The organism is Mesorhizobium sp. M0938 (genome assembly GCF_040319125.1).
Lineage (GTDB): Bacteria > Pseudomonadota > Alphaproteobacteria > Rhizobiales > Rhizobiaceae > Mesorhizobium > Mesorhizobium robiniae.
In genome coordinates, this window is record NZ_JAMYNS010000002.1 from 316498 (window position 1) to 340863 (window position 24366).

Annotated in this window: 21 protein-coding genes; 13 read left to right on the top strand and 8 right to left on the bottom strand. The window is 63.2% G+C overall.

Annotation, left to right across the window (positions count from 1 at the left end; genetic code table 11):
• Nucleotides 1-45: 45 nt before the first annotated feature.
• From NKH73_RS04230 to NKH73_RS04240, 3 genes are all read left to right on the top strand, one after another.
• Nucleotides 46-726, top strand: a complete 681-nt coding sequence (locus NKH73_RS04230) for a YggS family pyridoxal phosphate-dependent enzyme (RefSeq protein WP_352928398.1) — start codon at nt 46-48, stop codon at nt 724-726.
• A gap of 93 nt (nt 727-819) precedes the next feature.
• Nucleotides 820-1212 (top strand): hypothetical protein, encoded by a 393-nt coding sequence (locus NKH73_RS04235; RefSeq protein ID WP_352928399.1) that lies wholly within the window; start codon nt 820-822, stop codon nt 1210-1212.
• A 125-nt stretch (nt 1213-1337) separates the two neighbouring features.
• Nucleotides 1338-2387, top strand: a complete 1050-nt coding sequence (locus NKH73_RS04240; protein WP_352928400.1) for an aldo/keto reductase — start codon at nt 1338-1340, stop codon at nt 2385-2387.
• A gap of 61 nt (nt 2388-2448) precedes the next feature.
• On the opposite strand, the gene NKH73_RS04245 is transcribed toward NKH73_RS04240, so the two are convergent.
• Entirely contained in the window at nt 2449-3357 is a 909-nt protein-coding gene (locus NKH73_RS04245; protein WP_352928402.1) for a LysR family transcriptional regulator, read from the bottom strand.
• A gap of 136 nt (nt 3358-3493) precedes the next feature.
• On the opposite strand from NKH73_RS04245, the gene NKH73_RS04250 reads away from it, so the two are divergent.
• From NKH73_RS04250 to NKH73_RS04260, 3 genes are all read left to right on the top strand, one after another.
• Nucleotides 3494-4687, top strand: a complete 1194-nt coding sequence (locus NKH73_RS04250; protein WP_352928403.1) for an MFS transporter — start codon at nt 3494-3496, stop codon at nt 4685-4687.
• 127 nt (nt 4688-4814) lie between these two features.
• Nucleotides 4815-6047: an SGNH/GDSL hydrolase family protein gene (locus NKH73_RS04255; RefSeq protein ID WP_352928405.1), complete on the top strand. Its 1233-nt coding sequence runs from the start codon at nt 4815-4817 to the stop codon at nt 6045-6047.
• Between the two features lie 44 nt (nt 6048-6091).
• On the top strand, nt 6092-7126 hold the full coding sequence (locus NKH73_RS04260) for an aldo/keto reductase (protein WP_352928407.1): 1035 nt from the start codon (nt 6092-6094) through the stop codon (nt 7124-7126).
• A 260-nt stretch (nt 7127-7386) separates the two neighbouring features.
• Here NKH73_RS04260 and NKH73_RS04265 read toward each other — a convergent pair whose 3' ends face one another.
• The gene (locus tag NKH73_RS04265; protein ID WP_352928409.1) at nt 7387-7659 is read right to left on the bottom strand and encodes an usg protein; all 273 of its coding nucleotides are present in this window, start codon (nt 7657-7659) and stop codon (nt 7387-7389) included.
• A gap of 307 nt (nt 7660-7966) precedes the next feature.
• Here NKH73_RS04265 and acs point away from each other — a divergent pair, with 307 nt between their 5' ends.
• Together acs and NKH73_RS04275 are read left to right on the top strand one after the other, a co-directional pair.
• Nucleotides 7967-9922, top strand: a complete 1956-nt coding sequence (gene acs, locus NKH73_RS04270; RefSeq protein WP_352928411.1) for an acetate--CoA ligase — start codon at nt 7967-7969, stop codon at nt 9920-9922.
• Nucleotides 9922-10668 (top strand): MOSC domain-containing protein, encoded by a 747-nt coding sequence (locus NKH73_RS04275; RefSeq protein WP_352928413.1) that lies wholly within the window; start codon nt 9922-9924, stop codon nt 10666-10668. The genes acs and NKH73_RS04275 overlap by 1 nt, the downstream gene beginning before the upstream one ends.
• Here NKH73_RS04275 and NKH73_RS04280 read toward each other — a convergent pair.
• The 4 genes from NKH73_RS04280 to NKH73_RS04295 all read right to left on the bottom strand — a co-directional run bounded on the left by NKH73_RS04280 (nt 10665) and on the right by NKH73_RS04295 (nt 15398).
• Nucleotides 10665-11087 (bottom strand): hypothetical protein, encoded by a 423-nt coding sequence (locus tag NKH73_RS04280; protein WP_352928415.1) that lies wholly within the window; start codon nt 11085-11087, stop codon nt 10665-10667. The two genes, NKH73_RS04275 and NKH73_RS04280, sit on opposite strands and share 4 nt — an antisense overlap.
• Nucleotides 11088-11106: 19 nt before the next feature.
• Entirely contained in the window at nt 11107-12375 is a 1269-nt protein-coding gene (locus NKH73_RS04285; RefSeq protein ID WP_352928417.1) for a class I SAM-dependent methyltransferase, read from the bottom strand.
• 393 nt (nt 12376-12768) lie between these two features.
• Complete coding sequence (locus NKH73_RS04290; RefSeq protein ID WP_352928419.1) at nt 12769-14187, bottom strand: pilus assembly protein TadG-related protein; 1419 nt, start codon at nt 14185-14187, stop codon at nt 12769-12771.
• Nucleotides 14188-14528: 341 nt separating this feature from the next.
• Nucleotides 14529-15398, bottom strand: coding sequence for a transglutaminase-like domain-containing protein (locus NKH73_RS04295; protein ID WP_352928421.1), 870 nt, complete (start codon nt 15396-15398; stop codon nt 14529-14531).
• A gap of 165 nt (nt 15399-15563) precedes the next feature.
• Between NKH73_RS04295 and NKH73_RS04300 the strand changes: the two genes are divergently transcribed.
• On the top strand, nt 15564-16238 hold the full coding sequence (locus tag NKH73_RS04300; RefSeq protein WP_352928423.1) for an HAD-IA family hydrolase: 675 nt from the start codon (nt 15564-15566) through the stop codon (nt 16236-16238).
• Nucleotides 16239-16418: 180 nt separating this feature from the next.
• On the opposite strand, the gene NKH73_RS04305 is transcribed toward NKH73_RS04300, so the two are convergent.
• Nucleotides 16419-16658: a DUF1674 domain-containing protein gene (locus NKH73_RS04305; RefSeq protein WP_352928425.1), complete on the bottom strand. Its 240-nt coding sequence runs from the start codon at nt 16656-16658 to the stop codon at nt 16419-16421.
• Between the two features lie 122 nt (nt 16659-16780).
• On the opposite strand from NKH73_RS04305, the gene htpX reads away from it, so the two are divergent.
• The 4 genes from htpX (at nt 16781) to purH (ending at nt 22898) form a co-directional block, all read left to right on the top strand.
• The gene (htpX, locus tag NKH73_RS04310) at nt 16781-17812 is read left to right on the top strand and encodes a zinc metalloprotease HtpX (protein ID WP_352928427.1); all 1032 of its coding nucleotides are present in this window, start codon (nt 16781-16783) and stop codon (nt 17810-17812) included.
• Nucleotides 17803-19197 (top strand): RsmB/NOP family class I SAM-dependent RNA methyltransferase, encoded by a 1395-nt coding sequence (locus NKH73_RS04315; protein ID WP_352928429.1) that lies wholly within the window; start codon nt 17803-17805, stop codon nt 19195-19197. The genes htpX and NKH73_RS04315 overlap by 10 nt, the downstream gene beginning before the upstream one ends.
• A 137-nt stretch (nt 19198-19334) precedes the next feature.
• Nucleotides 19335-21059: a heparinase II/III family protein gene (locus NKH73_RS04320; RefSeq protein ID WP_352928431.1), complete on the top strand. Its 1725-nt coding sequence runs from the start codon at nt 19335-19337 to the stop codon at nt 21057-21059.
• Between the two features lie 222 nt (nt 21060-21281).
• A complete protein-coding gene (gene purH, locus NKH73_RS04325; protein ID WP_352928433.1) occupies nt 21282-22898 on the top strand; it encodes a bifunctional phosphoribosylaminoimidazolecarboxamide formyltransferase/IMP cyclohydrolase in 1617 nt (538 codons plus the stop codon).
• A gap of 42 nt (nt 22899-22940) precedes the next feature.
• Here purH and NKH73_RS04330 read toward each other — a convergent pair whose 3' ends face one another.
• The gene (locus NKH73_RS04330) at nt 22941-24317 is read right to left on the bottom strand and encodes an MFS transporter (RefSeq protein ID WP_352928435.1); all 1377 of its coding nucleotides are present in this window, start codon (nt 24315-24317) and stop codon (nt 22941-22943) included.
• Between the last annotated feature and the right edge of the window lie 49 nt (nt 24318-24366).

Sequence of the window (24366 nt, forward strand, 5' to 3'; positions counted from 1 at the left end):
ACTGCGGCGATCCGACGAGTGTCAAAACTAGAGGCAGATATAGGCATGACGAGCGCCGTCGAACAGTTTTTCACGGTCAAGGCGAAGATCGCAGCTGCCGAGCGCGAGGCGGGACGGCAGGCCGGCGCGGTGACGCTGGTCGCGGTCTCGAAGACCTTCGACGCTAACGATATCCGCCCGGTCATCGAGGCCGGCCAGCGTATCTTCGGCGAGAACCGCGTCCAGGAAGCACAAGGAAAATGGCCGACGCTGAAGGAAGTCATCCCCGACATCGAGCTGCATCTTATCGGCCCGCTGCAATCGAATAAGGCGAAGGACGCGGTCGCGCTGTTCGACGTTATCGAGACGGTCGACCGCGAAAAGATCGCCGCCGAACTCGCCAAGGAAATCGCCAGACAAGGTCGGTCACCAAAACTCTACGTCCAGGTTAACACCGGTTCGGAACCGCAAAAGGCAGGGATCGAACCGCGCGAAGCCGTCGCGTTCGTCGCGCGCTGCCGTACGGTTCACGGCCTCGCCATCGAGGGCCTGATGTGCATTCCGCCGGCCGACGAGAATCCCGGTCCGCATTTCGCGTTGCTGGAGAAACTTGGGCTTGAGGCCGGGGTCGAAAAGCTCTCCATGGGCATGTCCGGCGATTACGAGACGGCGATCGCCTTCGGCGCAACCAGCGTCAGGGTCGGCTCGGCGATCTTCGGTAGCAGGGACAATGCGGCCGCGTCATAGCACCGCGTTGCGAGGCCCTGGGTGCGCGCTAGCTCCGAGGAGAACCCGAGCGACCAAGCATGGCCGTTCCTTTGCACGCCGAAGGAGGGCATCATGAGCACTGAACGCATTCCCTATAATCGATATGTCTCCCACGGGCTGCACCCGCACGTCTATCTGGCGATGGTCGGGCTTGCTGCATGGTACGCGCTGTCGGCCTGGATAGGCTTCGGCGACGGCGGCTATACCGATTATCTTCTCGTCATCATGACCGGATTCATCATCATCTCGGTGGCGCTGCCGGCCATTGCCGGGCGTGTCCGGCTTCGGCACCATCACCGTGGCGGCACAGCCGCCTACAGCTTCGAGGACTGGATCGCCGGCGAATTCGACACCGGCCAAGGTCGCGTGAGCGCCAAGACCGCGCTGGTCGAGCTCCTCCTGGCGCTCGCTGCAGTCGCCTTCGGCATGACGGCCTTTGCGATCGTGGCGCGCCTGGCTGGTTGAGGCGGCGCCTTGCTGTTCGTAACGGCACCTTTCTGCCGGGTCGAATTCGTTCCGCTAGCAGACTTGAAACGAAACGTTCCGTTCCTATTTGCCAGACGTCACCACCAAACTTCTGGAGCCGCACCATGCGCTACAACCAACTCGGAAACACGGGGATGTTCGTCTCCGAACTTTGCCTCGGCACCATGACCTTCGGCGCCGCTGGCGAAAACGCCCAATGGGGCCTGATCGCCAGCCTCGACCAGGATAGCGTCGACAGGATCGTCGAGCGCTCGCTCGCGGCCGGCGTCAATTTCTTCGACACGGCGGACGTCTATTCCTTCGGCGCATCCGAACGGCTTCTCGGCCAGTCGCTGAGGAGCCTCGGCATCAAGCGGCAGGATGTGATCATCGCCACCAAGGTCCATGGCGCCATGGGCGACGGCCCCAACCAGCGCGGTTCCTCGCGCGGCCACATCATGGACTCGGTCGATGCCAGCCTCGAGCGGCTGCAACTCGACCATATCGATCTCTACCAGCTTCACGGCACCGACACGGTGACGCCGATCGACGAGACGCTGCGGGCGCTCGACGATCTGGTTGCCAGCGGCAAGGTCCGCTATGTCGGCGTCTCGAACTGGGCAGCCTGGCGCATCGCCAAGGCGCTCGGCATTGCCGACCGCAAAGGCTTTGCCCGTTTCGAGACCGTCCAGTCCTATTACTCGATTGCCGGCCGCGACCTGGAGCGCGAGATCGTGCCGCTGCTAAACGAGGAAAAGCTTGGGCTGATGGTCTGGTCGCCGATGGCAGGCGGCCTGCTCTCCGGCAAATACGGACCGGGTGCTCCCGGCAATGGCGAGGGCCGCCGCGCCAGCTTCAATTTCCCACCGGTCAATGAAGATCGCGCCTGGGCGGCGGTTGCCGTCATGCGCGAGATCGCCGGCAAGCACGGCGTCAGTGTCGCCACGGTCGCGCTGGGCTATGTGCTGGCCAAACCGTTCGTGATGAGCGTGATCATCGGCGCCAGCCGTATGGAGCAGCTCGAACAGAACCTTGCCGCCACCGAATTGAAGCTCGATGCCGATGATCTTGCTCGCCTCGACGAGGTCAGCGCTCTGCCGGCCGAATATCCGGGCTGGATGCTCGAGCGTCAGGCGGCGGGGCGGCGGCCGGCGCCCTTTGCGCCGAAAAAATAATTCAATCTTACCCTTCGATTGATGTTTCGGGAGCCGGCAGGGCTCCCGATCCCTTTTGGCCTCACGGCAGCCGGACCGTCTCGACCAGAAAATCGAGAAAGGCCCGCACCCGCGCCGGCAAATGCTTGCCCTGCCCGACATAGACGGCGTGGGTAAGCTCCTCGTCGCCGGGGTTGAAGTCCTCCAGAAGCGGTACCAGCCGCCCGGCTGCGATGTCGGGTTCCACATGCCAGCGCGCCAGCCGGGCGATGCCCGCTCCGGAGAGCGCCATTAGCCGCATCGCCTCGCCATCGCTGACCAGTGCATTTCCGGTGATCGGCACGACAACAGCCTTGCCGGTCGCGTCGACGAAAGGCCAGCCGTCGACATGGCGCACGAAACAGAAGCCCATCCGATTGTGACGATCGAGATCGGCCGGCGTTTGCGGCGTGCCATGCCTCCCGAGGTAGGATGACGCGGCGACGACGACCACCGGACTTTGCCCGAGCTTGCGCGCCACCAACCGTGATTCGCCGAGCGGCCCGGCGCGGATGGCGATATCGGCGCGTTCCTCCATCAGGTCGATGACACTGTCGGTCAAAACCAGATCGATCACGATTTCCGGATAGCGCTCTAGAAAGCGCGGCAAAAGCGGGATCAGCCGGTGCTGCCCGAACGGCACGTAGCTGTTGACACGCAACCGCCCACGCGGCGCGGCGCCCGCCGCCGCCTCGCGCTCGGCTGCCGCCATGTCGGCCAGGATGCGCACGCCGCTGTCGAAGAAGGCCACTCCCTCCGGTGTCAGTTGCAGCTTGCGTGTCGAACGGCTGATCAGCCGAGCGCCAAGACGCGCCTCCAGCCGCGCGATCAGCTTGCTGACCGCCGATGGCGTCATGCGCAGCGCGCGTGCGGCGGCCGAAAAGCTGCCGGCCTCGACGACACGGACGAACACTTCGATCTCGCCGGAGCGGTTGATGTCAGGTCTCGCCATTCGTGAATCTATTTCACAGACAATGTGCCCAATGCAAGACTGGTTCACAGCACATGGCGACATGATCTTTCGGGCCGGGGCGCTGGAGGACGCGGCGTCCCTTCGTAAAACGGCCGCGATCGAAGTGGGAACCGCCATGCCTCTTGCTCTTTATGCCCTCGCCGCCGGTGCCTTCGGCATCGGTGTCACCGAATTCGTCATCATGGGCCTGCTGCTCGACGTCAGCACCGATCTTGGCGTCTCGATCTCGGCCGCCGGCCAGCTGATTTCAGGCTATGCGCTCGGCGTCGTCATCGGCGCACCGCTGCTGACCATCGCCACCGGCCGCTGGCCGCGCAAGACCGTGCTTCTGGCGCTGATGGCGATCTTTACGCTGGGCAATCTCGCCTGCGCGCTCGCTCCAGACTACTGGACACTCATGGGTGCCCGCGTGCTCACCGCCTTTGCCCACGGCACCTTCTTCGGCGTTGGTTCGGTCGTTGCGACCGGCCTGGTGGCGCCGAACAAGAAGGCCTCGGCGATCGCGCTGATGTTCACCGGACTGACCATTGCCAACATCCTCGGCGTGCCCTTCGGCACCTGGCTCGGCCAGGCCTTCGGCTGGCGGGCGACCTTCTGGGCGGTAACCCTGGTCGGCATCGTCGCCTTCGCCATCATTCTGCTGTTGGTGCCGCGCAGCCAGGCGGCGCCTGAGAAGAGCAATTTGCGCGGCGATCTCGCCGTGCTCGGCCGCGCACCGGTTCTGCTCGGCTTCGCCACCACCGTGCTTGGCTATGCCGGCGTCTTCGCCGTCTTCACCTATATCGCCCCCTTGCTGACCGAGATCACCGGTTTTGGGGAAGCCGCCGTGTCGCCGATCCTGCTTGTCTTCGGCGGCGGCCTCATCGCCGGCAACCTGCTTGGCGGCAAGTTCGCCGACCGCTGGCTGGTGCCTTCCGTTCTCGGCAGTCTCGTCGTGCTGGCGCTGGTGCTCGGCTCAATGACCTTTGCCCTGCATAGCCAGGCGATGGCCGTCATCTATGTCGGCCTGCTCGGCGCCGCCGCCTTCGCCACCGTAGCGCCGCTGCAGATGTGGGTGCTGGAAAAGGCGCAAGGCGCAGGCCAGAGCCTCGCCTCGTCCTTCAACATCGCCGCCTTCAATCTCGGCAATGCCGCCGGCGCCTGGCTCGGCGGCGTGGTCATCGCCCACGGCCCCGGCCTCGGCGCCGTCACCTGGGTCGCCGCCCTGCTGCCGGTCGCGGCGCTCGGCGTCGCCACACTGGCGCTGCGTCTCGAAAGAAGCGAAGAGCGATTCGCACCGGTCGCTGTCTGCCCCGGCACAACGGAGTAACTGCTGCCCGAATGATCCGAATGCCCGATCCCGACAGAAACCACGACACGACCCAAGAGGAGAGACCGTTGTGACCAGCATGAGATACCCGGTTCGCCGCGCCATCACTGCCGTGACAACCAAGCACTTGAAGCTCGCTCTGCTCGCATTGGTAGCTTCCTTCATATTCGATCCGGCCATCGCCGGCGAAAGGCAGGCTTGGGTGGGCACTTGGCTGGCCAGTCCTCAATCGACATGGGAAGCCGATTTTGCCCTGCCGGTTAAGATACCGCCGAAGCTTGGGAACCAGACCATCCGCCAGACAGCCAGGATCAGCCTTGGCGGCCAGAGGTTGCGCGTCGTGTTGTCGAACGAGTATGCAAGCACGCCGGTGCAGATCGGCGAAGCTCATGTGGCGGTCGCCGGCGATGGCTCAAAAATCGTGTCCGGCACCGATCGCGTAATGACTTTCGGCGGGCGGGAGAAGGCAATAATTCCGTCAGGCGCATCCCTGACCAGCGACCCAGTGGACTTGCCCGTCGACGGTCTGAGCCACCTTTCCGTGTCGGTCTATCTGCCGCAGGAAACGCCGCTCTCCACCTTCCATTGGGATGGCAAGCAGACTGCTTACATCGGCGCCGGCAACCAGACGGCTTCGGAAGCATTCGCGACCACCCAAACCACCGACGCACGTATCCTGCTTACCGAAATCGTGGTCGATGCGCCCGCAAATGACGGTGCCATCGTCGCCATCGGCGATTCGATCACCGACGGGAACGGGGCTTCGCTGGACACAGACAACCGTTGGCCCGACTTCCTCGCCGAGCGCCTCGTCCCGAAACAGATGGCGGTGGTCAACGCGGGCATATCCGGGGCCAGGCTGCTGGACGATGCAATGGGAGTGAAAGCATCCGCCCGCTTCAGCCGCGATGTCCTTGCTCAGCCCGGTGTCAAGGCCGTGATCCTGCTCATCGGCATCAACGACATCAGTTGGCCCGGAACGCCATTCGCGCCCGAACAATCCCTGCCTTCGTTCGAAACCTTGATTAGCGGATACCTGCAACTCGCTGCCCAGGCTCACGCTCACAATCTCAGTATTGTCGGCGGCACGTTGACCCCGTTCGAGGGTGCGTTGAGCGGCACGCCTCTCAATGCTTACTACACGCCTGAAAAGGAGGCATTGCGCCAGAAGGTCAACAGCTGGATCAGAACCAGCGGCGCCTTCGATGCCGTCGTCGACTTCGACCTCTTGCTCCGCGACCCGTCGTATCCGACGCGCCTGCTGCCCGAGTTCGATTCCGGCGACCATCTTCATCCGGGTGACAACGGAAACCGGGCCATGGCCGACGCCATCGACCTCAATATGCTGGTCAAAAACTGAGCGGAACATCGGCTGCCTAGCTCGCAACTCAAAAGGATAAGATCATGGACTATCGACGTCTCGGCGCATCGGGCCTGAAGGTCCCGGCGCTTTCATTCGGCGCTGGAACCTTCGGCGGTTCAGGCCCGCTGTTCGGCGCCTGGGGCAACAGCGATGCTACGGAAGCGCGGCGGCTGGTCGACATCTGTCTGGAGGCCGGCGTCAACCTGTTCGATACCGCCGACGTCTATTCGAACGGCGCCTCCGAAGAGGTGCTCGGCGCGGCCATCAAGGGCCGCCGCGACGCCGTGATGATCTCGACCAAGACCTCGCTGCCGATGGGCGACGGACCCAACGATGCCGGCTCCTCCCGTTCGCGTCTCATCAAGGCCGTCGAGGACGCGCTCAGGCGTCTCGGCACCGATTACGTCGACCTGCTGCAGCTGCACGCTTTCGACGCCGCAACGCCGGTCGAGGAGGTGCTGTCGACGCTGGACAGTCTCGTGCGCGCCGGCAAGCTGCGCTATGTCGGCGTCTCCAACTTTTCCGGCTGGCAAGTGATGAAATCGCTCGGTCTGGCGGATAAGCACGGCTACCCGCGCTACGTCGCCCATCAGGTCTATTACTCGCTGGTCGGGCGCGACTATGAATGGGAGCTGATGCCGCTCGGCCTCGACCAGGGTGTCGGCGCGCTGGTGTGGAGCCCGCTCGGCTGGGGCCGGCTGACCGGCAAGATCCGCCGCGGCGAGAAGCTGCCGGAGAAAAGCCGGTTGCACGACACCGCAAGCTTCGGGCCACCGGTCGTGGACGAGCAGCTTTACCGGGTGGTCGATGCGCTCGACGCGATAGCCGAAGAAACCGGCAAGACCGTGCCGCAGATCGCCATCAACTGGCTCTTGCAACGCCCGACCGTGTCGTCCGTCATCATCGGTGCGCGCAACGAGGAACAGCTGCGCCAGAACCTCGGCGCCGTCGGCTGGTCATTGACATCAGACCAGATGAAGAAGCTCGACGCGGCAAGCGAAGTCACCGCGCCCTATCCTTATTTTCCGTATCGCCGGCAGGAAGGTTTCGCCAGGCTCAGCCCGCCCGCGGTTTGACCGGCGCCGGGCCGCAAGGACGTGAGGTTCGCGGGACAGCGCCCCCCTCTGTCCTGCCGGACATCTCCCCCACACGGGGGGAGATCGGATGTCGCAACGGCTTTCGCCAATCTCCAACGTTGAAAGAAATGGCGCTATCGGCGAAGCTGCCGATCTCCCCCCGTGTGGGGGAGATGTCCGGCAGGACAGAGGGGGGCGCCGTAGAGTGCCGACCATGACAGCGAAACCGCGCCGAAACGGCCACAGGCTTAAGGTAGCCCTTAGTGCAGCACGAACTCGCCATCGACCTTGCGCCATTCGTTCGGCGCAATCAGTTTCTGGTGCGTATAGCTCACCGAATGCAGCGGGCCATCGAGCTTGGTCTGCCAGAACTCGATGAACCGGATCAGCACCGGAAATTTCGGGGCGATGTCGTAATCCTGCCAGATGAAGCTCTGCAGCAGATGCGGATGATCGGGGAAATGATAAAGAATCTTGGCCGTGGTCAAGCCATATCCCCTGAGCATCAGGTTCATTTCGGATTGGTCGCGCATTTCGATCCTCTGGGTTGATTCTCCTTTCCTCCCAATGCGAAATTGTGCGCGCTATTTGCTTAATCGTCTATTGATTTTTTGTGGCGTAGACCGGATTTACTACATAAAAACATACAGTTAGCAGCGATCAAGCCTGAGTGCTGACAGCAGCGAGGAAAGCTTCTGCGGCATCCCGCCGCGCAAATCCAACGTCTAATGTTGCCGTCACCGCGGAACTGTTAATAATGCGCGCGAATTCGCGGCCGCTTCGCCGCGATGCCGCTGGCGGTCAAGCCGGGCGGCCTGGTTTCGGGAGGAAAGTGAAAATATGTCCGAGGTTCATGTCCATCGCGTCCAGCCGGCGTGGAAGAAGAATGCGCTGATCGACAATGACACCTATTTGAAATGGTACGCCGACAGCGTGAAGAACCCGGACAAGTTCTGGGGCAAGCACGGCAAGCGCATCGACTGGTTCATGCCTTACAGCAAGGTCAAGAACACCTCGTTCGACGGCAAGGTCTCGATCAAATGGTTCGAGGACGGCGAAACCAATGTCTCATGGAATTGCATCGACCGGCATCTGAAGAAGCGCGGCGACCAGACCGCCATCATCTGGGAAGGCGACAACCCTTACGACGACAGGAAGATCACCTATAACGAGCTCTACGCCCATGTCTGCCGGCTCGCCAATGTGATGAAGAAACACGGCGTCAAGAAAGGCGACCGCGTCACCATCTACATGCCGATGATCCCGGAAGCCGCCTATGCGATGCTCGCCTGCACACGCATCGGCGCGATCCATTCGGTGGTCTTCGGCGGCTTCTCGCCGGACGCGCTGGCCGGCCGCATCGACGACTGCAAATCGACCTTCGTCATCACCGCCGACGAGGGCGTGCGCGGCGGCAAGCCGATCCCCTTGAAGGAAAACACCGACAAGGCGATCGAGATCGCCGCCAAGGCCGGAACGAAAGTCGAGAAGGTCGTGGTCGTGCGACGCACCGGCGGCAAGACCGGCTGGGTGGCCGGACGCGACGTCTGGTATCACGACGAGGTCGCCACGGTTAAGGCGGAATGCAAGCCCGAGAAGATGAAGGCAGAGGACCCGCTGTTCATCCTCTACACGTCGGGCTCTACCGGCAAGCCGAAGGGTGTGCTGCACACCACGGCCGGCTATCTCGTCTATGTCTCGATGACCCACCAACATGTCTTCGACTACCATGACGGTGATATCTACTGGTGCACCGCCGATGTCGGCTGGGTTACCGGCCACAGCTACATCGTCTACGGGCCGCTTGCCAACGGCGCCACCACGCTGATGTTCGAAGGCGTGCCGAACTACCCGTCGCAGTCCCGTTTCTGGGAGGTTATCGACAAGCACAAGGTCAACATCTTCTACACAGCGCCGACAGCGTTGCGCGCGCTGATGGGTGCCGGCGACACACACGTCGCCAGGACGTCGCGAAAGTCGCTGCGCGTGCTCGGCACGGTCGGCGAGCCGATCAATCCGGAGGCCTGGGAGTGGTATTTTAACGTCGTCGGCAGCGGCAAGGTGCCGATCGTCGACACATGGTGGCAGACCGAGACCGGCGGCATCCTGATCACGCCGCTGCCCGGCGCCACCCACCTCAAGGCGGGGTCCGCGACGCGGCCTTTTTTCGGCGTCAAGCCGCAATTGGTCGACGGTGACGGCAAGGTGCTGGAAGGTGTTGCAAGCGGCAACCTCTGCATCGCCGATTCATGGCCAGGCCAGATGCGCACTGTCTATGGCGATCACGAGCGCTTCGTGCAGACCTATTTTTCGACCTATAAGGGCAAATATTTTACCGGCGACGGCTGCCGCCGCGACGCCGACGGCTACTACTGGATCACCGGCCGCGTCGACGATGTCATGAATGTTTCCGGCCACCGTATGGGCACGGCCGAGGTCGAATCCGCACTCGTTTCGCACGAGAAAGTCTCGGAAGCCGCCGTCGTCGGCTATCCGCACGACATCAAGGGCCAGGGCATCTACTGCTATGTCACGCTGATGGCAGGCGAGAAGCCGAGCGAGGAGCTGCGCAAGGAACTTGTTGCCCATGTCCGCAAGGATATCGGCGCCATCGCCACGCCCGATAAGATCCAGTTCGCTCCCGGCCTGCCGAAAACCCGTTCGGGCAAGATCATGCGGCGTATCCTGCGCAAGATCGCCGAGGACGATTTTTCAGCACTTGGCGATACCTCGACGCTGGCCGACCCGGCGGTCGTCGACGACCTCGTCGCCAACCGGCAGAACAAGAGGGCCTGATGCCCGCCTCGACGGAGATCGGCACTGTCAGCGAGCTCTGGCGCTATCCGGCGAGCTCGCTCGCCGGCGAACGCCAGGATGTGATCTCCGTCGCCCTCGATACCATCGACGGCGACCGCCTGTTCGGCCTCGTCGATGCTTCTGACGGTGAGATCGCGCGGCCTGACCGCGAGGGGAAATGGCACAAGGTGCCGCTCATCCGGACCCGGCTGAGTGGTGACCGCGCGCTTGAGATTGCCGTGCCCGGTGGCAAGTGGCTGACGGCGCCGAGCGTCGAGAGCGACTATGCCGTTTCCGCCTATCTCGGCTTCGCGGCATCGATCCGGCCGTTTCGCCAGAAAGACGCGCCTGACTACGCCGGCCTTCTGACCGCCGAGCGTTATCGCAAGGCGCCCGTCCACCTCCTGACCACCGCTTCGCTGGCGCGCCTGAAGGCGCTGCATCCGGAAGGCGCCGTCGACCCGCGCCGTTTCCGCCCCAACATCGTCATCGACATGACAGCAGTCGAGGGGTCGTTCCCGGAAACGGAATGGATCGGACGCAAGCTGGCGATCGGCGATCTGCTGCTGACCATCTCCGAACCATGCCGCCGCTGTGGCTTCACCATCATCGCCCAGGACGGCTTCGACCACGACCCGGCAATCCTGCGCAATCTGGTTCGCCACAACGCGCACAATCTTGGCGTCTATTGCACGGTGGACAGGCCGGCGCGGGTAGAACTCGGCGCAACGATGCGCTTGGTTTAGGGCAGTGCCATCGCTCGGACTTTCCGGGCCTGCTCCCTTAGGCCTGACATGCCAACATTATCCGCGCGAAGATTGATCGTTCCAGAGCCGCCCTTGGCCAACGCCTGGTCCAACATGTCTGCAAGCGTCTTGCCTTCCCTGGCAACATCAACAGCCTTGCTTTTATCCTCTTTTGCCTTGGTCTCACCCTCCTTGGCCTTGTCAGTCTCGACGGATTGCACTTTGACGCCCCATAGCGCCCCGGCAGCGGCAAACGCCAGCGACTGAAGCGCCGTCATGATGGACATCATGCGGCCCCATGTGGTCTCATCCACGTTGAGCCGGTTCCACATCAGCGAAATAGTAACAAACCACATCACCAGGGTTGCTATGGCCAGTAGCCACGGCACACCGATTCTTAGGATCTTCGGCTCAGCCATTTATGCCTCCCCTCTCGCGCTACCGATACAAATCCGCCCGCGTTGGCGGCAGACCGCTTGGTCCCCGCGCCCGCTTGGTTACGACGGTCTGGAATATCTGCGCCGAAGCGCGTTCGAAGGTGATCGAGCAGCCGGTGAGATAAAGCAGCCAGAGGCGCGCCTTGGCTTCGCCGACCTCGGCGATCGCTTCGTCGAAACGAGCGTGGAGGCGCTCAGCCCACAGGCGGCAGGTGCGGGCGTAATGCTCGCGCAGATTCTCGACATCGCAGACGAGAAAGCCGTGCGCTTCGAGATTGCCGAGCGTCATGCCGATCGTGTCGAGCTCGCCGCCAGGAAAGATGTATTTGATCAGCGCCTTGAATTCCGGACCCTTGCGCAGGGTCTTCTTGATGTTGCCCTTGTCGCGCCGGGTGATGGCGTGGTGCAGATAGATGCCACCCGGTTTGAGCAGGCGATGGATGGTCGAGAAATAGGTGGCGTGGTTGGCGAGCCCCAGATGCTCGAACATGCCGATCGACGATATCTTGTCGAAGGAGCCGGACAGCTCGGCGTAGGATTTTATCTCGATGGTGATGCGATCCTCCAGCCCCTCGGCGCGGATACGCTCGCGGGCGAGTTGGGTCTGGGCTTCCGAAAGCGAAACGCCGTGGCCGACGACGCCGTAATTTTTCGCGGCGTGGATGAGCATGGCTCCCCAGCCGCAACCGATGTCGAGCAGCCTTTCGCCGGGCTTCAGCCTGAGCTTGCGGCAGATGTGGTCGAGCTTGTCTTCCTGCGCCTGGTCGATGCCGTTGGCGAAATCGGTGAAATAGCCGCAGCTATAGACCATACGTTCGTCGAGGAAGAGCCGGTAGAAGGCGTTCGAAATGTCGTAGTGGTGCTGGATCGCTTGCCTGTTCGACCCGCTGACGAAAGGATTGCGCCCGGAAAGGTCGGTCCGCGCCGCCATCTGCTTTCTCGAAAACAGCACGGCCGGCAGGTCGCGCAGGACCGCAAGCTTGGGCAGCGACTTTAGCTTTGTCCGGAGCTTGCCTTGGGAAGGCAGCGCGTAAAAATCGAACAGCGATCCGCCTTCCACGTCGATGGTCTTGGAAATCCACATTTCGATCAGCGTCGAGAGGTTGGGCCGGCGCATCACCTGCCAGACGATGTCCTGGTCGTTGATGGTGAGCACGGGGCCGGTGGCGGGCCCGATCCGCTCGCCGGTCCACAGCTTGACCGCGAAACCGGGCTTTAGCGTTTCGATGACGGTTCGAACGATCCGCGCGGCTCTTTCGGCTGCCTCCATCCCTGGTCCTCCCCTGTTGGCACGCTGGCGACCCTACGCCGACTTTGCCTGTCCGATCGGATCGTCGCAAGCCGCTAGCGACACGCTTGCGCGGCATTTTCACCATCGCGCCTTGCCATTTGCCGACCGACACCCCATCATGAGTGTGTGTTCAACAAATCGAAAGGAGGTGATCCGATGTCGAGTGATTTCGTTTTCCAGAACGTGGCCTCAGCGGATTGCACTTTCGGGAAGCAGTCTTCCCGTTAAGGCGCGAGATGCGCGGCGGGTGACGTAAAACGTCGCCGCCATGAGCCGCGCCATGGACGGAAACACGGAAGGCCGCCGGCTTCGAAAGAAGCGGCGGCCTTTTCCTTGTTGGAATTCGCGTATCGGGCCCGAACGAGGGGTAGATCAGCGTTTGATGGTAAGCTTCTCGATATTTCCGGTGATCTCGTCGAAGGCGGCGGACAATTCCGTGCCTGTGGCAGCCTCGTAATAGTGCTTCAGCGAGGACGTGTCCGCCGTGGAGCAGTTCTTGAGCACGCTCTTGGCCTGGTCCCTCTCGTTCACCGTCATGGTCGGATCGTTCAGATCGAAGCCGATCGTGAAGATTTCGATCCCATCGCGCTTCATGTTATCGCAGATGGCTTCGGCATTGTTTCTTGAGATCTGGCCTTGACCCTGTGACCTGGGCGTCCCACGCCCCTTGGCAAAGGCAGTATTGAACTGGCCGTCGGTCATCAGGATGGCGACCTTGGCCACTCTTCTGCTGTCGAAATTGGCGGGACCGGCACCCAGACCGGCATCGGCAATCGCCGAGCGCCACGACGGCGAAAGCATATAATAACCCCACTGCGCGGCGATACCACCGGCCGTGACGCCGTCCGCCTGAAAATGGGCGATTGTCGTGAGCAATTTGTCTTCGTCGGCCGTCAGGGGGATAAGCGCGGCAGACGGGCAATTGCCCATATCGTAGTCCCGATTCACTTTGGCCAGATAGGTTTTACCATTATTGTCCTGGCGCCGCGTATAAGGCCCGTCGGAAGAATAGTCGGCGTAGCCATCCTTGTCCTTGCGCTCGGTGGCGCATTTATCACGCCCCAGCGTCAACGATGCCGAAACCGCAGCGTCGATTGGCGGCGGTACCCTTGGCCCATGTTCCGTCTCCACGAACACCGTGCTGGCCAGGCCGCCTGTATTGACGGCTTCGGCGTAAGGAACGACCGCAACGCGTATGCGGGGATTGGTCTTGTCGCGGTTCCATTTAAGCAGATCGGTCACTGCCTTCGAGGCCGCAGTCCGCAAGTCGCCAATTTTGTCGGTCTTCTTATACCAGCTGGCCGCCATCGATCCGGTCACGTCGAGCATCATCGCCACTTCGATCTGCTTGTCCGAATAGAGCGCCGTGGTCGACGCCGCGACACGCCGCGTATCGCCCATGCTGAAAAACGGGAAATAAAGGCCGACGTTGACGTGGACGTCCGCCTGGACGGTCTTGGCGGTCCTGTCGACGGTCAGTTTGTCGAGAACGATCTCGTCAGCCTGCAGGATGCCTGCCTCGTTGTTGGCGTCGAGAAACATCTGCACCGACTTGCTGGCATCGGCCTCCTTGATGACGCCGGTGGTCAGGTCGCGCGCCGTCGAGGTCACCGCCGCATCGACCACACCTTGCAGGCTCGACTTGGCGTTGTAGAGCTGGGAAACGTTCACGCCAAAGCCGACGCTCAGCGCCAGCACCGACGCGACCATGCCGAACAGAACCGCGAAGTTTCCGCTTCGATCGCTGGCAAAGCCGCCGATCCCGTCAACAAGACCCCCAAAATGCCGCATGCTTTCGCCTCCGTTCGCCACGACCTCAAGGCCGTGCGAGGCGCATTGCAGGATTCCGGCCGAAACGGCGCCGCCAAGCGGCCAACGCCAGCGGCTCGTCGTCAACTCATTGTTTCTGCTTGGTTTCGGAATGCGATAAGGTGAACAGCCGGTAAACGACACACCGCTGCGGCAGTTTTGTTTACGAAGCGCTTACCATAACCCCGCCATGTGCAGTGGCGCTCAAGAACTAGGTCCCGATCCGGCACACCCATGCTGTGTCGGAGCGGATCAGGCGCATCAGAACCGCAGGATAGCCCGGATTATGGAAACACGGGACGCCGCCGTTCGCGCTTTCGTCCCTACGCCAGCATCTGCGCGCTGACGGTCCTGTCGACGCCGCGATGGGGCGGGTTGAACAGGTTGCTTTCCTGCTCGTAGGTCCAGACCTTGAACAGCCCGAGCCGGTGCGGCCCGAAACTGTGCAGCAGCGGCACGTCGGTCGCGTCACGGCCGCGCGCGATGACGACGCGGCCGATCCTCGGGATGTTGTGGCGGGGATCGAACGTGTACCATTTGCCCTCGAGGAACACTTCCAGCCACGCCGAAAAATCCATCGGCGCCGGGTCGACCGGCACACCGATGTCGCCGAGATAGCCGTTCACGTAGCGGGCAGGAATGTTCATGCAGCGGCAAAGCGTGATCGCCAGATGAGCGAAGTCGCGGCACACGCCGACGCGTTCTTCATGTGCCTGCGCGGCCGTGCGGGTCGGGCGCGCATAGCCGTAACCGAACGACAGACGATTATGGACATAGTCGACGATCGCCTGCACCCGCGCCCAGCCGGATGGAACAGGACCGAAAACCTGCCAGGCCAGATCGCTGAGATGGTCGGTCTCGCAATAGCGGCTGCCGAGCAGATAGCAGAGCACATCGTCGGGCAACTCCGTCACCGGCACTTCCCTGGCCAGTGTGTTGACCTGGTCGGTCTCGCCGCTGTCCTCGACGACGGCATCGTAGAGAATGCGAAAGCCGCCGCCGGGCGCCGTGAAGCGACGGCAGGTGTTGCCATAAAGATCGTGATAGACCGTGGTTGGGACGGACGGCGAGGTCAGCACGCGCGTCTGCCGCTTGATGTCGGCCTGGCGCTCCTTGTGGATCTCGAGCAGCGAAATCACTGGGGTGGCTTCGGCACAATCGATGGCGATTTCGTAGCCGAGCCTAATCAGCATCGCGGTTCCCCCGTTGAGTGTCATGGAAGACAGTCTGGTGAACGCGAGAGGCTCGTCGTGGTTCCCTGGCATCGTTGAAAACGCGGTCTCGCGCCTTCCCATGCAGCCGAAGCGACGTTACGATCGGTCGACAGGCTTTGACCCTCCAAACAACCGGAATAGCAGATGTTCGCAGGCAAGAAATTCGCAGCCTTCCTTTTCGACATGGACGGCACGGTGGTCAATTCGATTGCCGCGGCAGAAAGGGTCTGGGCAGATTGGGCACGCCGGCAAGGCCTCGACGTTGCCGCATTCCTGCCGACGATCCACGGCGTGCGGGCGATCGAGACCATCGCCCGACTGGCGCTGCCAGGCGTCGATCCGATGCGCGAAGCCTATGCGCTTTTGAAGGCCGAGGTGGCCGACGTCGACGGTGTCCTTCCGATCGCCGGTGCCGCGGCGTTTCTGGCGTCGCTGCCGCCCGAGCGTTGGGCCATCGTCACCTCCGCGCCGCGCGAACTGGCGCTCCTGCGCATCGCGGCCGCCGGTATCCCGCTTCCCGCCGTGCTCGTTGCAGCGGAGGATGTTTCCCGAGGCAAGCCGGCGCCCGATTGCTTCCAGCTGGCGGCCGAGCAGCTGGGCGTCGACGCGCGCGACTGCCTCGTTTTCGAAGATGCGCCGGCCGGAATATCGGCGGCCGAGGCCGCAGGGGCTAGTGTCATGGTGATCAGCGCCACGCATCAGCACCCGCTGCAAACGCCGCATGCTGCGATCGCCGGTTACGATGCGATCGGCATCGCCGTTGACGACCGCGGCTGGATCGCCCTTGAGCCGCAACAACTGGCGGCCGCAGCCTTCTAAGCCGTCCCAGCTTCGTCATCCGGGGCGGAGCAGGAGCGAAGCGACGTAGCGGAGACCCCGGGATGACGAATGGGAAGGGCGTTCCCGCTAATCTCCGAGATGCGTGATCGGCAACACGAGTACCGGAAGCGCAGGAGCCCGCCCATTCGCGGGCCGGCATCACCTGAATCTCATCGTGCCCTAGAAATCGCTGGTCAGGCCTTTGACCTCCCAGTCGCCATAGCGGCCGGGTTCCTTGCCGCCACGGCCACCAACCTCCCGCGGCATCGCGGCTTCCTGCTGGCGATAGCGGTCGCGCCGTGCTTCCGCTTCCACCAAAGCGCGGCGGGCTGCCGGCGTCAGCGCCTTTCGCGGCGCATCGTGGCCGGGATCGGCATTTGTATTGCTGGTTTGGCCCGTTTTACTGGATTCGTCGATCATGCGATATTCCCGACAGAGAAACCGGCGCCAATTGAAACAGGGGCCAGTGTTTCCCATCATATAGCGATCAGTCGACAAGGATCGACTCCCTTTACGCAGCGCAGGCAGAAACGGAGCAGACAATGAACACACTTCGCACCGCCATGCTTTTGGCCGCTATGACTGCGCTGTTCATGGGCGTCGGCTATATGATCGGCGGATCGGGCGGCATGGTGATCGCATTGCTGATTGCCGCCGGCATGAACCTGTTCAGCTATTGGAACGCCGACAAGATGGTGCTGTCGATGAACCGCGCCGTCGAGGTCGACGAAAGGAACGCGCCGGAATATTACGCCATCGTGCAGAGCCTGGCCAAACAGGCCGGCCTGCCGATGCCGAAAACCTATCTGATCGACAACCCGCAGCCCAACGCCTTCGCCACCGGCCGCAACCCACAGAATGCCGCGGTCGCCGCCACCACCGGACTGTTGCAGCAGCTGTCGCCTGAAGAGGTCGCCGCGGTGATGGCGCACGAGCTCGCCCATGTGCAGCACCGCGACACGCTGACCATGACGATCGTCGCCACGCTTGCCGGCGCGATCTCGATGCTCGGCAATTTCGCCTTCTTTTTCGGCGGCAACCGCGACAACAACAATCCGTTCGGCTTTGTCGGCGTGCTGGTGGCGATGATCGTGGCGCCGTTCGCGGCCATGATCGTGCAGATGGCGGTCAGCCGCACCCGCGAGTATGAGGCCGACCGGCGCGGTGCCGAAATCTGTGGACAGCCACTCTGGCTTGCCTCGGCGCTTGACAAGATCGCCCGCGGCGCCGAACGCATCCGCAACCCGGATGCCGAGCGCAATCCGGCGACCGCCCACCTCTTCATCATCAATCCCCTATCCGGCGAGCGCATGGACAGTCTGTTTTCCACCCACCCAAACACCGATAACCGCATCGCAGCCCTGCAGGCGATGGCGCGGGACATGACGGTTGGTGGCGCATCCGCCCCGCCGCGGCCGCAAACTCCGATGCCAAAGCAGGCTGGCGAGCAGCAGCCATCCGGCCCGTGGGGGAAGGCAGGCCAGCAGCCTGAGCAGCCGCCGGCGCAACCGGCCCGGCCGAAATCCAATCCCTGGGGCCGCAATCCGACCGGACCCAAGGGCCCGTGGTCGTGAGCGAAGCGAAACGCCGACATCGAATTTCAGGCGATCACGAAAACTATGCGGTGAGCCCCGGCGAGCCCGTTGCCGGCCTTGCGGCGCGCAAGGCGGCAGCAAGGCTGCTTGCCGCCGTCATCGATGCCAAGACGCCGCTCGACGGGCTGACCGACCACGAGAACGGCCATCCGCAATACAAGGCGCTCGACCTGCGCGACCGGGCGCTGGTGCGCGCCATACTGGTCACTGCGCTGCGTTTCCGCATGACCATATCGGGGCTGCTGGGGCGTCGGCTGGAAAAGCCGCTGCCGCCCAACGCCACCGCGCTTTCGCATATTCTGCATGTGGCGGCGGCGCAGATCCTGTTCCTCGACATTCCCGACAGCGCCGCCGTCGACCTTGCCGTGACCCACGCCAAGTCGGATCCGCGCACGGTGCGCTTTTCCGGTCTCGTCAACGGCGTGCTGCGCACGCTGGCCCGATCCAAGGAGACAGAACTGGCCGCAGCGCTTGCCGCTACCGACGAAGCGCCGAAATGGTTTTCCGACCGCCTGAAAGCTGCCTACGGCGTCGACAAGGCCAGGCAAATCCTCGCTGCCCATCGGTACGAGGCGCCGGTCGATTTCACCGTCAAGTCCGATCCGGCGCTGTGGGCCGAGCGGCTCGGCGGCATTGTGCTGCCGACCGGCACGGTACGGGTGGAAAAGCTCAGCGCCTCGGTTACCGAGCTGCCCGGTTTCGAAGACGGCGCCTGGTGGGTTCAGGATGCCGCCGCCAGCCTTCCGGCCCGACTCCTGGGCGACATAAGGGGGTTGCGCGTTGCCGACCTCTGTGCCGCCCCTGGCGGCAAGACCGCTCAGCTCATTCTCGGCGGCGCCGAGGTCACCGCGATCGATTCCTCAAAAAACCGGCTGGCGCGGCTTTCGCAGAATCTCGAACGGCTCGGTCTGTCCGCAGAGATCGTCCAGGCCGATTTGCTCAAATACGAGCAGAAACAACTGTTCGACGCCGTTCTCCTCGACGCACCCTGTTCTTCGACCGGCACCGTGCGGCGGCATCCCGACGTGCCTTGGACGAAGACAGCGGCCGACGTCGAAAAGCTCGCCGATCTGCAGCGAAGGCTGCTCGCTCGCGCCGTCACCCTGGTTAGGCCCGGAGGGCGCATCGTCTTTTCCAACTGTTCGCTCGACCCGCTCGAAGGCGAGGCGCTTCACCGGGCCTTCCTCGCCGGCACGGCGGACATTGTCGATGATCCGCTCCGCCCAGGCGAGATCGCCGGCATCGATCCCTTCCTGACCCCGCAAGGCACGCTGCGCACCACGCCCGCCGATCTTGAACTCGGCACACCGGAACGGTCAGGCCTGGACGGCTTCTTCGCCGCCCGCATGCGCAGAGCCGCCTAACGCGGAAAATTCGCCGACTGGTTGTAGAAGAATCCTGCGGAAAACAGGCTGATATCCAGGGCTTCCGTTGAATTCGCCTTCGCATAAGTTCTTGAATCATATAAGCTTGTTCTCGGATGAGGACTTGAGGAGGGCTTTTGGCGATCGCTGCCGGCAGCACGACGCGCCTATGGACGCTTGTCGCGAAGGAGTTCTGGCGCAAGGCGCGCCGGCGCCTGCGTGCCGGGCCGATCTATCGCTGGCGCTATTCCGGCCGCACGCCGGAACGCGTTTTGATCGCGCCGCCGGACCTGCGCCTGGCCGACCCGCAGATCGCGCTCGAGATCTATTATGGCCGCTATCCGCTGTCGGGACATCTGGTCGAAACCGGCGGCAAGTCGCCCTTCCAGATCGCCGTGCAAAATCCCGGCTGGCAAAAGACGCTGCACGGCTTTCGCTGGCTGCGCCATATGCGCGCCGCCGGCACCGAACTCGCCGCCGCCAATGCCCGCGCGCTGGTCTCCGACTGGATCACTATCCATGGCAGCCATATTTCCGGTGTTGCCTGGGAACCCGGCACGACGGCCAAGCGCGTCATTGCCTGGCTGCAGCATTCCTCGGTGGTGCTGCAGGGCGCTGAATTTCCCTTCTATCGGGCGTTCCTGAAATCGCTGGCCGTGCAGATACGCTATCTCAGGGCGATGGCACGTGAGATGCCGGACGGCAAGGACCTGCTGCGCGCCCGCATCGCGCTCGCCTTCGCCGCCTTGTCGCTGCCGGCGTCGGCATCGACGCTGCGCGGCGCGACCCGCAATCTCGCCGAGGAGCTCGACCGCCAGATCCTGCCGGATGGCGGCCATATTTCCCGCAATCCGATAGCCGTTCTTGAAATCCTCGCCGACCTTCTGCCGCTGCGCCAGACTTATGCCAATCAAGCCGAAACACCGCCGCCTGCGCTGATGGGCGCCATCGACCGTATGCTGCCGGCGCTGCGCTTCTTTCGCCACCAGGACGGCAGCCTCGCCCGCTTCAACGGCATGGGCGCGACCATCCACGACCGCATCGCCACCATTCTGCGCCACGACGACACCGCCGGCGCGCCGTTGCTGCACGCGCCGCATTCGGGCTACGAGCGCCTTTCCATGGGCGGCGTCACCGTGATCGCCGATACCGGCCCGCCGCCCCCCATCGATGTTTCCAACGCGGCGCACGCCGGATGCCTGGCCTTCGAGCTGTCCTCCGGCCGTCAGCATTATGTCGTCAACGCCGGCGTCGACACTTATGGCGCCGCCGAATTCCGGCCGCTTGCCCGCGCCACCGCGGCCCATTCGACCGCCACCATCAACGATACGTCGTCGGCGCGTTTCAGCCATTCGCTGCGCGTCAACGATCTGCTCGGCACGCCGTTGATCGGCGGCCCGCAGCATGTGCCTTGCAAGCGCACCGACCAGCAGGGCAGCCAAGGGTTTTTGGCCCGCCACGACGGCTATGTCGCGCGCTTCGGCCTGCTGCATGAGCGCGAGCTGAAATTGTCGGCGAACGGCAATGTGCTCGCCGGCAGGGATCGCTTTCTGCGGCCGGGCAATGCTGCGATCCGCAACAACGGCCGCGATTTCGTCACGGTGCGCTTCCACATCCATCCCGACATAAGCCTGCTCCAGGACGAGCACGGCCGCCTGGTACTGGCCGCCGACCAGGCCGACAGCTGGGTGTTTACCTGTACCGAAGTGGCGCCCGAGGTCGATGAATCCATCTACTTCGCCGGCCTTGGCGGCCCGCGCCGTAGCCGGCAGATCGTACTGGCGTTCAAGGCATCGGAGATTTCCGAGGTCCATTGGCAACTGACGCGGACCGGCATCGCCGGCTATCCGGAAAAAAGCTGAAACTGCCCGTGGCGAATGGTCTGAGCCTGGAGCAAGGAGGCTCTAACGCATCGGCCCGGAAATCGGAATCGATTTTCGGAAAGCACGATGCGTAGATCAAAGTGTTAGAGCGTACTTTGTGCGTCCAAGTGGACGCACGTCGCTCTAGCGGCTTGATTTCCTGATGTCATGTGCTACGGCGCGCCGACACTTTCCCAACCAGCCGTGAAAGGCCGCCAGCCCATGGCCGTCGCCGCCAAGAACATTCCCGCGCCCGATCTCGTTCCCGTGCGTCGCGCGCTGCTTTCCGTTTTCGACAAGACCGGGCTCATCGACTTCGCCAGGGCGCTGGCCGCGGCCGGTGTCGAGCTGGTTTCAACCGGCGGCACGGCAAAGGCCATCGCTGAGGCCGGCATGGCGGTACGCGACGTGTCCGACCTCACCGGCTTTCCAGAGATCATGGACGGCCGCGTCAAGACGCTGCATCCGTCGGTACATGGAGCGCTGCTTGGCGTGCGCGACGATCCCCAACACGCCGCGGCGATGCGCGATCATGGCATCGAGCCGATCGATCTCGTCGTCTCCAATCTCTATCCATTCGAGGATGTCCGCCGCTCCGGCGCTGCTTATGCCTCGATCGTCGAGAACATCGACATAGGCGGCCCGGCGATGATCCGCGCTTCCGCCAAGAACCACGCTTACGTCGCCATCGTCACCGACCCCGAAGACTATGCCTCGGTGCTCAACGCCCTGGAGATGAATTTCGGCTCGCTCTCGCTGGATTTCCGCAAGAAGCTGGCGGCCAAGGCTTTTGCCCGAACCGCCACCTATGATGCGGCGATCTCCGGCTGGTTCGCCGAGGCGCTGGAGATCGAGCATCCCACCTGGCGCGCCTTCGGCGGCAGGCTGGACCAGGTGATGCGCTACGGCGAGAACCCGCACCAGGGCGCCGGCTTCTACGTCGATGGCGACAAGCGGCCGGGCGTCGCGACGGCGCGCCAGCTTCAGGGCAAGCAGCTTTCCTACAACAACATCAACGACACCGACGCCGCCTTCGAACTGGTCGGCGAGTTCGACCCGGCGCGCTCCGCCGCTGTCGCTATCATCAAGCATGCCAACCCGTGCGGCGTCGCCGAGGGTACTTCGCTGAAGACGGCCTATGCCAAGGCGCTTGCCTGCGACCCGTTGTCGGCCTTTGGCGGCATTGTCGCGATGAACCGTACCCTCGATGCCGAAGCCGCCGAGGAGATCGTCAAAACCTTCACCGAGGTCATCATCGCGCCGGGCGCCTCGGAAGAAGCAATCCGCATCGTCGCCGCCAAGAAGAATCTGCGCTTGCTTGTCACCGGCGGCCTGCCCGATCCGCGCTCGGCCGGCACCACCGTGAAATCCGTTTCCGGCGGATTGCTCGTCCAGGGCCGCGACAATGCGGTTGTCGATGACCTCGACCTGAAAGTGGTGACAAGGCGCGCGCCGACGCCGGTCGAGATGGCCGATCTCAAATTCGCCTTCCGCATCGCAAAGCACGTCAAGTCGAACGCCATCGTCTACGTCAGAGATGGTGCCACCGTCGGCATCGGCGCCGGCCAGATGAGCCGGGTCGATTCCTCGCGCATCGCGGCGCGCAAGGCGCTCGACGCGGCCGAAGCTGCCGGCCTGGCCGAGCCGCTGACCAAAGGTTCTGTTGTCGCGTCAGACGCGTTCTTTCCCTTCGCCGACGGGCTTTTGTCTGCGATCGAAGCCGGCGCCACCGCCGTCATCCAGCCCGGCGGCTCGATGCGCGACGACGATGTCATCGCTGCCGCCGACGAGCACGGCATCGCCATGGTGTTTACCGGTGTGAGACATTTCAGGCATTGAGAACTTTTCCCTTCTCCCACAAGGGGGAGAAGGCAAGAGCAGCTACTCCGCCGGCTGGTCCGCCGGATACGGCGTGCGGACCAAGATCGCCAGGCCGACGCCGAGGAACAGGATAATAGCCGCCATGCCGAGCCGCGCCGAGCCGCTGGCCAGCGTGATCGTCGCCACCATGAACGGCGCAGCAAAACTGGTCGCCCGCCCGGCCAACGCATAGATGCCGAAATAGCGGCCCGACTCTGCCGCCGTGACGCTACGCGCCATGTAGGAGCGCGAAGATGCCTGCACCGGCCCAAAGGCAATCCCGATCAGCAGACCAAAGAAGATGTAGGCTTTTTCCGCCGGTGTCCCAAACAACCCGCCGCGATCGACTCCGGGCATAGTCCAGGCACCGAACAGCGTATAGCCCGGGCCGGTGGAAACGATGCCGATCGTGGCGATGCTCAGCAGGACAAGCGAAATCATCACTATGGTCTTGGAGCCAAGCGCCGTGTCGAGGCGTGCGGCAACCAGGCAGCCGACGATGGCGACGACGTTGAGGATGATGCCGAACAGGCCGATCTCGGTGATCGACCAATGGAACATTGCCGCCGCAAAGGCACCGCCCAGCGCAAGCAACGCATTGACGCCATCCTGATAGATCATGCGGGCGACGAGAAAGCGGAAGATGCCGCTGCGCTTGCGTATTTCGCCCAGCGTCGATCGCAGTTCCGACAGTCCCTCGCGCACCGCCGGCCGTAGGGGAATGCCCTTCGCCGCATCCGGCGTGAAGAAGAACATCGGCAGGATGAACAGGAAATACCAGACTGCCGAGAGCGGTCCGGTCGCCCGCGCGTCTTCGCCGAGTTTCGGGTCGAGCCCGAGGACCGGATCGAGGCCGAGAAGCGTCTTGCCGGTTTCCGGGGAACTGGCCATGAAGGCGACGACAAAGATCAGCGCTACCATGCCGCCGAGATAGCCAAGACCCCAGGCCATGTTCGAGATTCGGCCGATATCGCTCTTGGGCACCAGGCGCGGCATCATCGAATCGTTGAAAACGGTCGAGAATTCCGCCGCGACCGAAGCCAGCGAGAAGAACAGCACAACCAGGAAAATGTTCGAACCGGGAGCAGCGAACCACAGCAGGCAGAGGCTGGTGATCTTGATCGCAGCGAAAGAGGCGATCCACGGTTTTCTCGGGCCGGTCTGGTCGGCGATCGAGCCGAGGATCGGCGACAGCACAGCGATGGCCAGACCCGCTGCGGCGATGCCGTAACCCCATGCCGCCTGGCCCGTTTCCGGATCGCTCGCCATGCGCGAGACGAAATAGGGTCCGAAGATGAAAGTGGTGATGACCGTGAAGAACGGCTGCGCCGCCCAGTCGAACAGCATCCATCCCCAGATGCCGCGTCCCGATGCCCGCTGCACTGCTACTTCGGCCATGTGCCCTCCCACAAACGCCCCCCGAAGCAGGGAACCGCTTCGCTCTATA

Coding starts and splice junctions, on each gene's coding strand:
- NKH73_RS04260 (WP_352928407.1), top strand. CDS start 6,092: ATGGACTATCGACGTCTCGGCGCATCGGGCCTGAAGGTCCCGGCGCTT.
- purH (WP_352928433.1), top strand. CDS start 21,282: ATGGCCGTCGCCGCCAAGAACATTCCCGCGCCCGATCTCGTTCCCGTG.
- NKH73_RS04295 (WP_352928421.1), bottom strand. CDS start 15,398: ATGCTGATTAGGCTCGGCTACGAAATCGCCATCGATTGTGCCGAAGCC.
- NKH73_RS04230 (WP_352928398.1), top strand. CDS start 46: ATGACGAGCGCCGTCGAACAGTTTTTCACGGTCAAGGCGAAGATCGCA.
- NKH73_RS04330 (WP_352928435.1), bottom strand. CDS start 24,317: ATGGCCGAAGTAGCAGTGCAGCGGGCATCGGGACGCGGCATCTGGGGA.
- htpX (WP_352928427.1), top strand. CDS start 16,781: ATGAACACACTTCGCACCGCCATGCTTTTGGCCGCTATGACTGCGCTG.
- NKH73_RS04240 (WP_352928400.1), top strand. CDS start 1,338: ATGCGCTACAACCAACTCGGAAACACGGGGATGTTCGTCTCCGAACTT.
- acs (WP_352928411.1), top strand. CDS start 7,967: ATGTCCGAGGTTCATGTCCATCGCGTCCAGCCGGCGTGGAAGAAGAAT.
- NKH73_RS04245 (WP_352928402.1), bottom strand. CDS start 3,357: ATGGCGAGACCTGACATCAACCGCTCCGGCGAGATCGAAGTGTTCGTC.
- NKH73_RS04275 (WP_352928413.1), top strand. CDS start 9,922: ATGCCCGCCTCGACGGAGATCGGCACTGTCAGCGAGCTCTGGCGCTAT.
- NKH73_RS04265 (WP_352928409.1), bottom strand. CDS start 7,659: ATGCGCGACCAATCCGAAATGAACCTGATGCTCAGGGGATATGGCTTG.
- NKH73_RS04290 (WP_352928419.1), bottom strand. CDS start 14,187: ATGCGGCATTTTGGGGGTCTTGTTGACGGGATCGGCGGCTTTGCCAGC.
- NKH73_RS04285 (WP_352928417.1), bottom strand. CDS start 12,375: ATGGAGGCAGCCGAAAGAGCCGCGCGGATCGTTCGAACCGTCATCGAA.
- NKH73_RS04305 (WP_352928425.1), bottom strand. CDS start 16,658: ATGATCGACGAATCCAGTAAAACGGGCCAAACCAGCAATACAAATGCC.
- NKH73_RS04250 (WP_352928403.1), top strand. CDS start 3,494: ATGCCTCTTGCTCTTTATGCCCTCGCCGCCGGTGCCTTCGGCATCGGT.
- NKH73_RS04280 (WP_352928415.1), bottom strand. CDS start 11,087: ATGGCTGAGCCGAAGATCCTAAGAATCGGTGTGCCGTGGCTACTGGCC.
- NKH73_RS04235 (WP_352928399.1), top strand. CDS start 820: ATGAGCACTGAACGCATTCCCTATAATCGATATGTCTCCCACGGGCTG.
- NKH73_RS04300 (WP_352928423.1), top strand. CDS start 15,564: ATGTTCGCAGGCAAGAAATTCGCAGCCTTCCTTTTCGACATGGACGGC.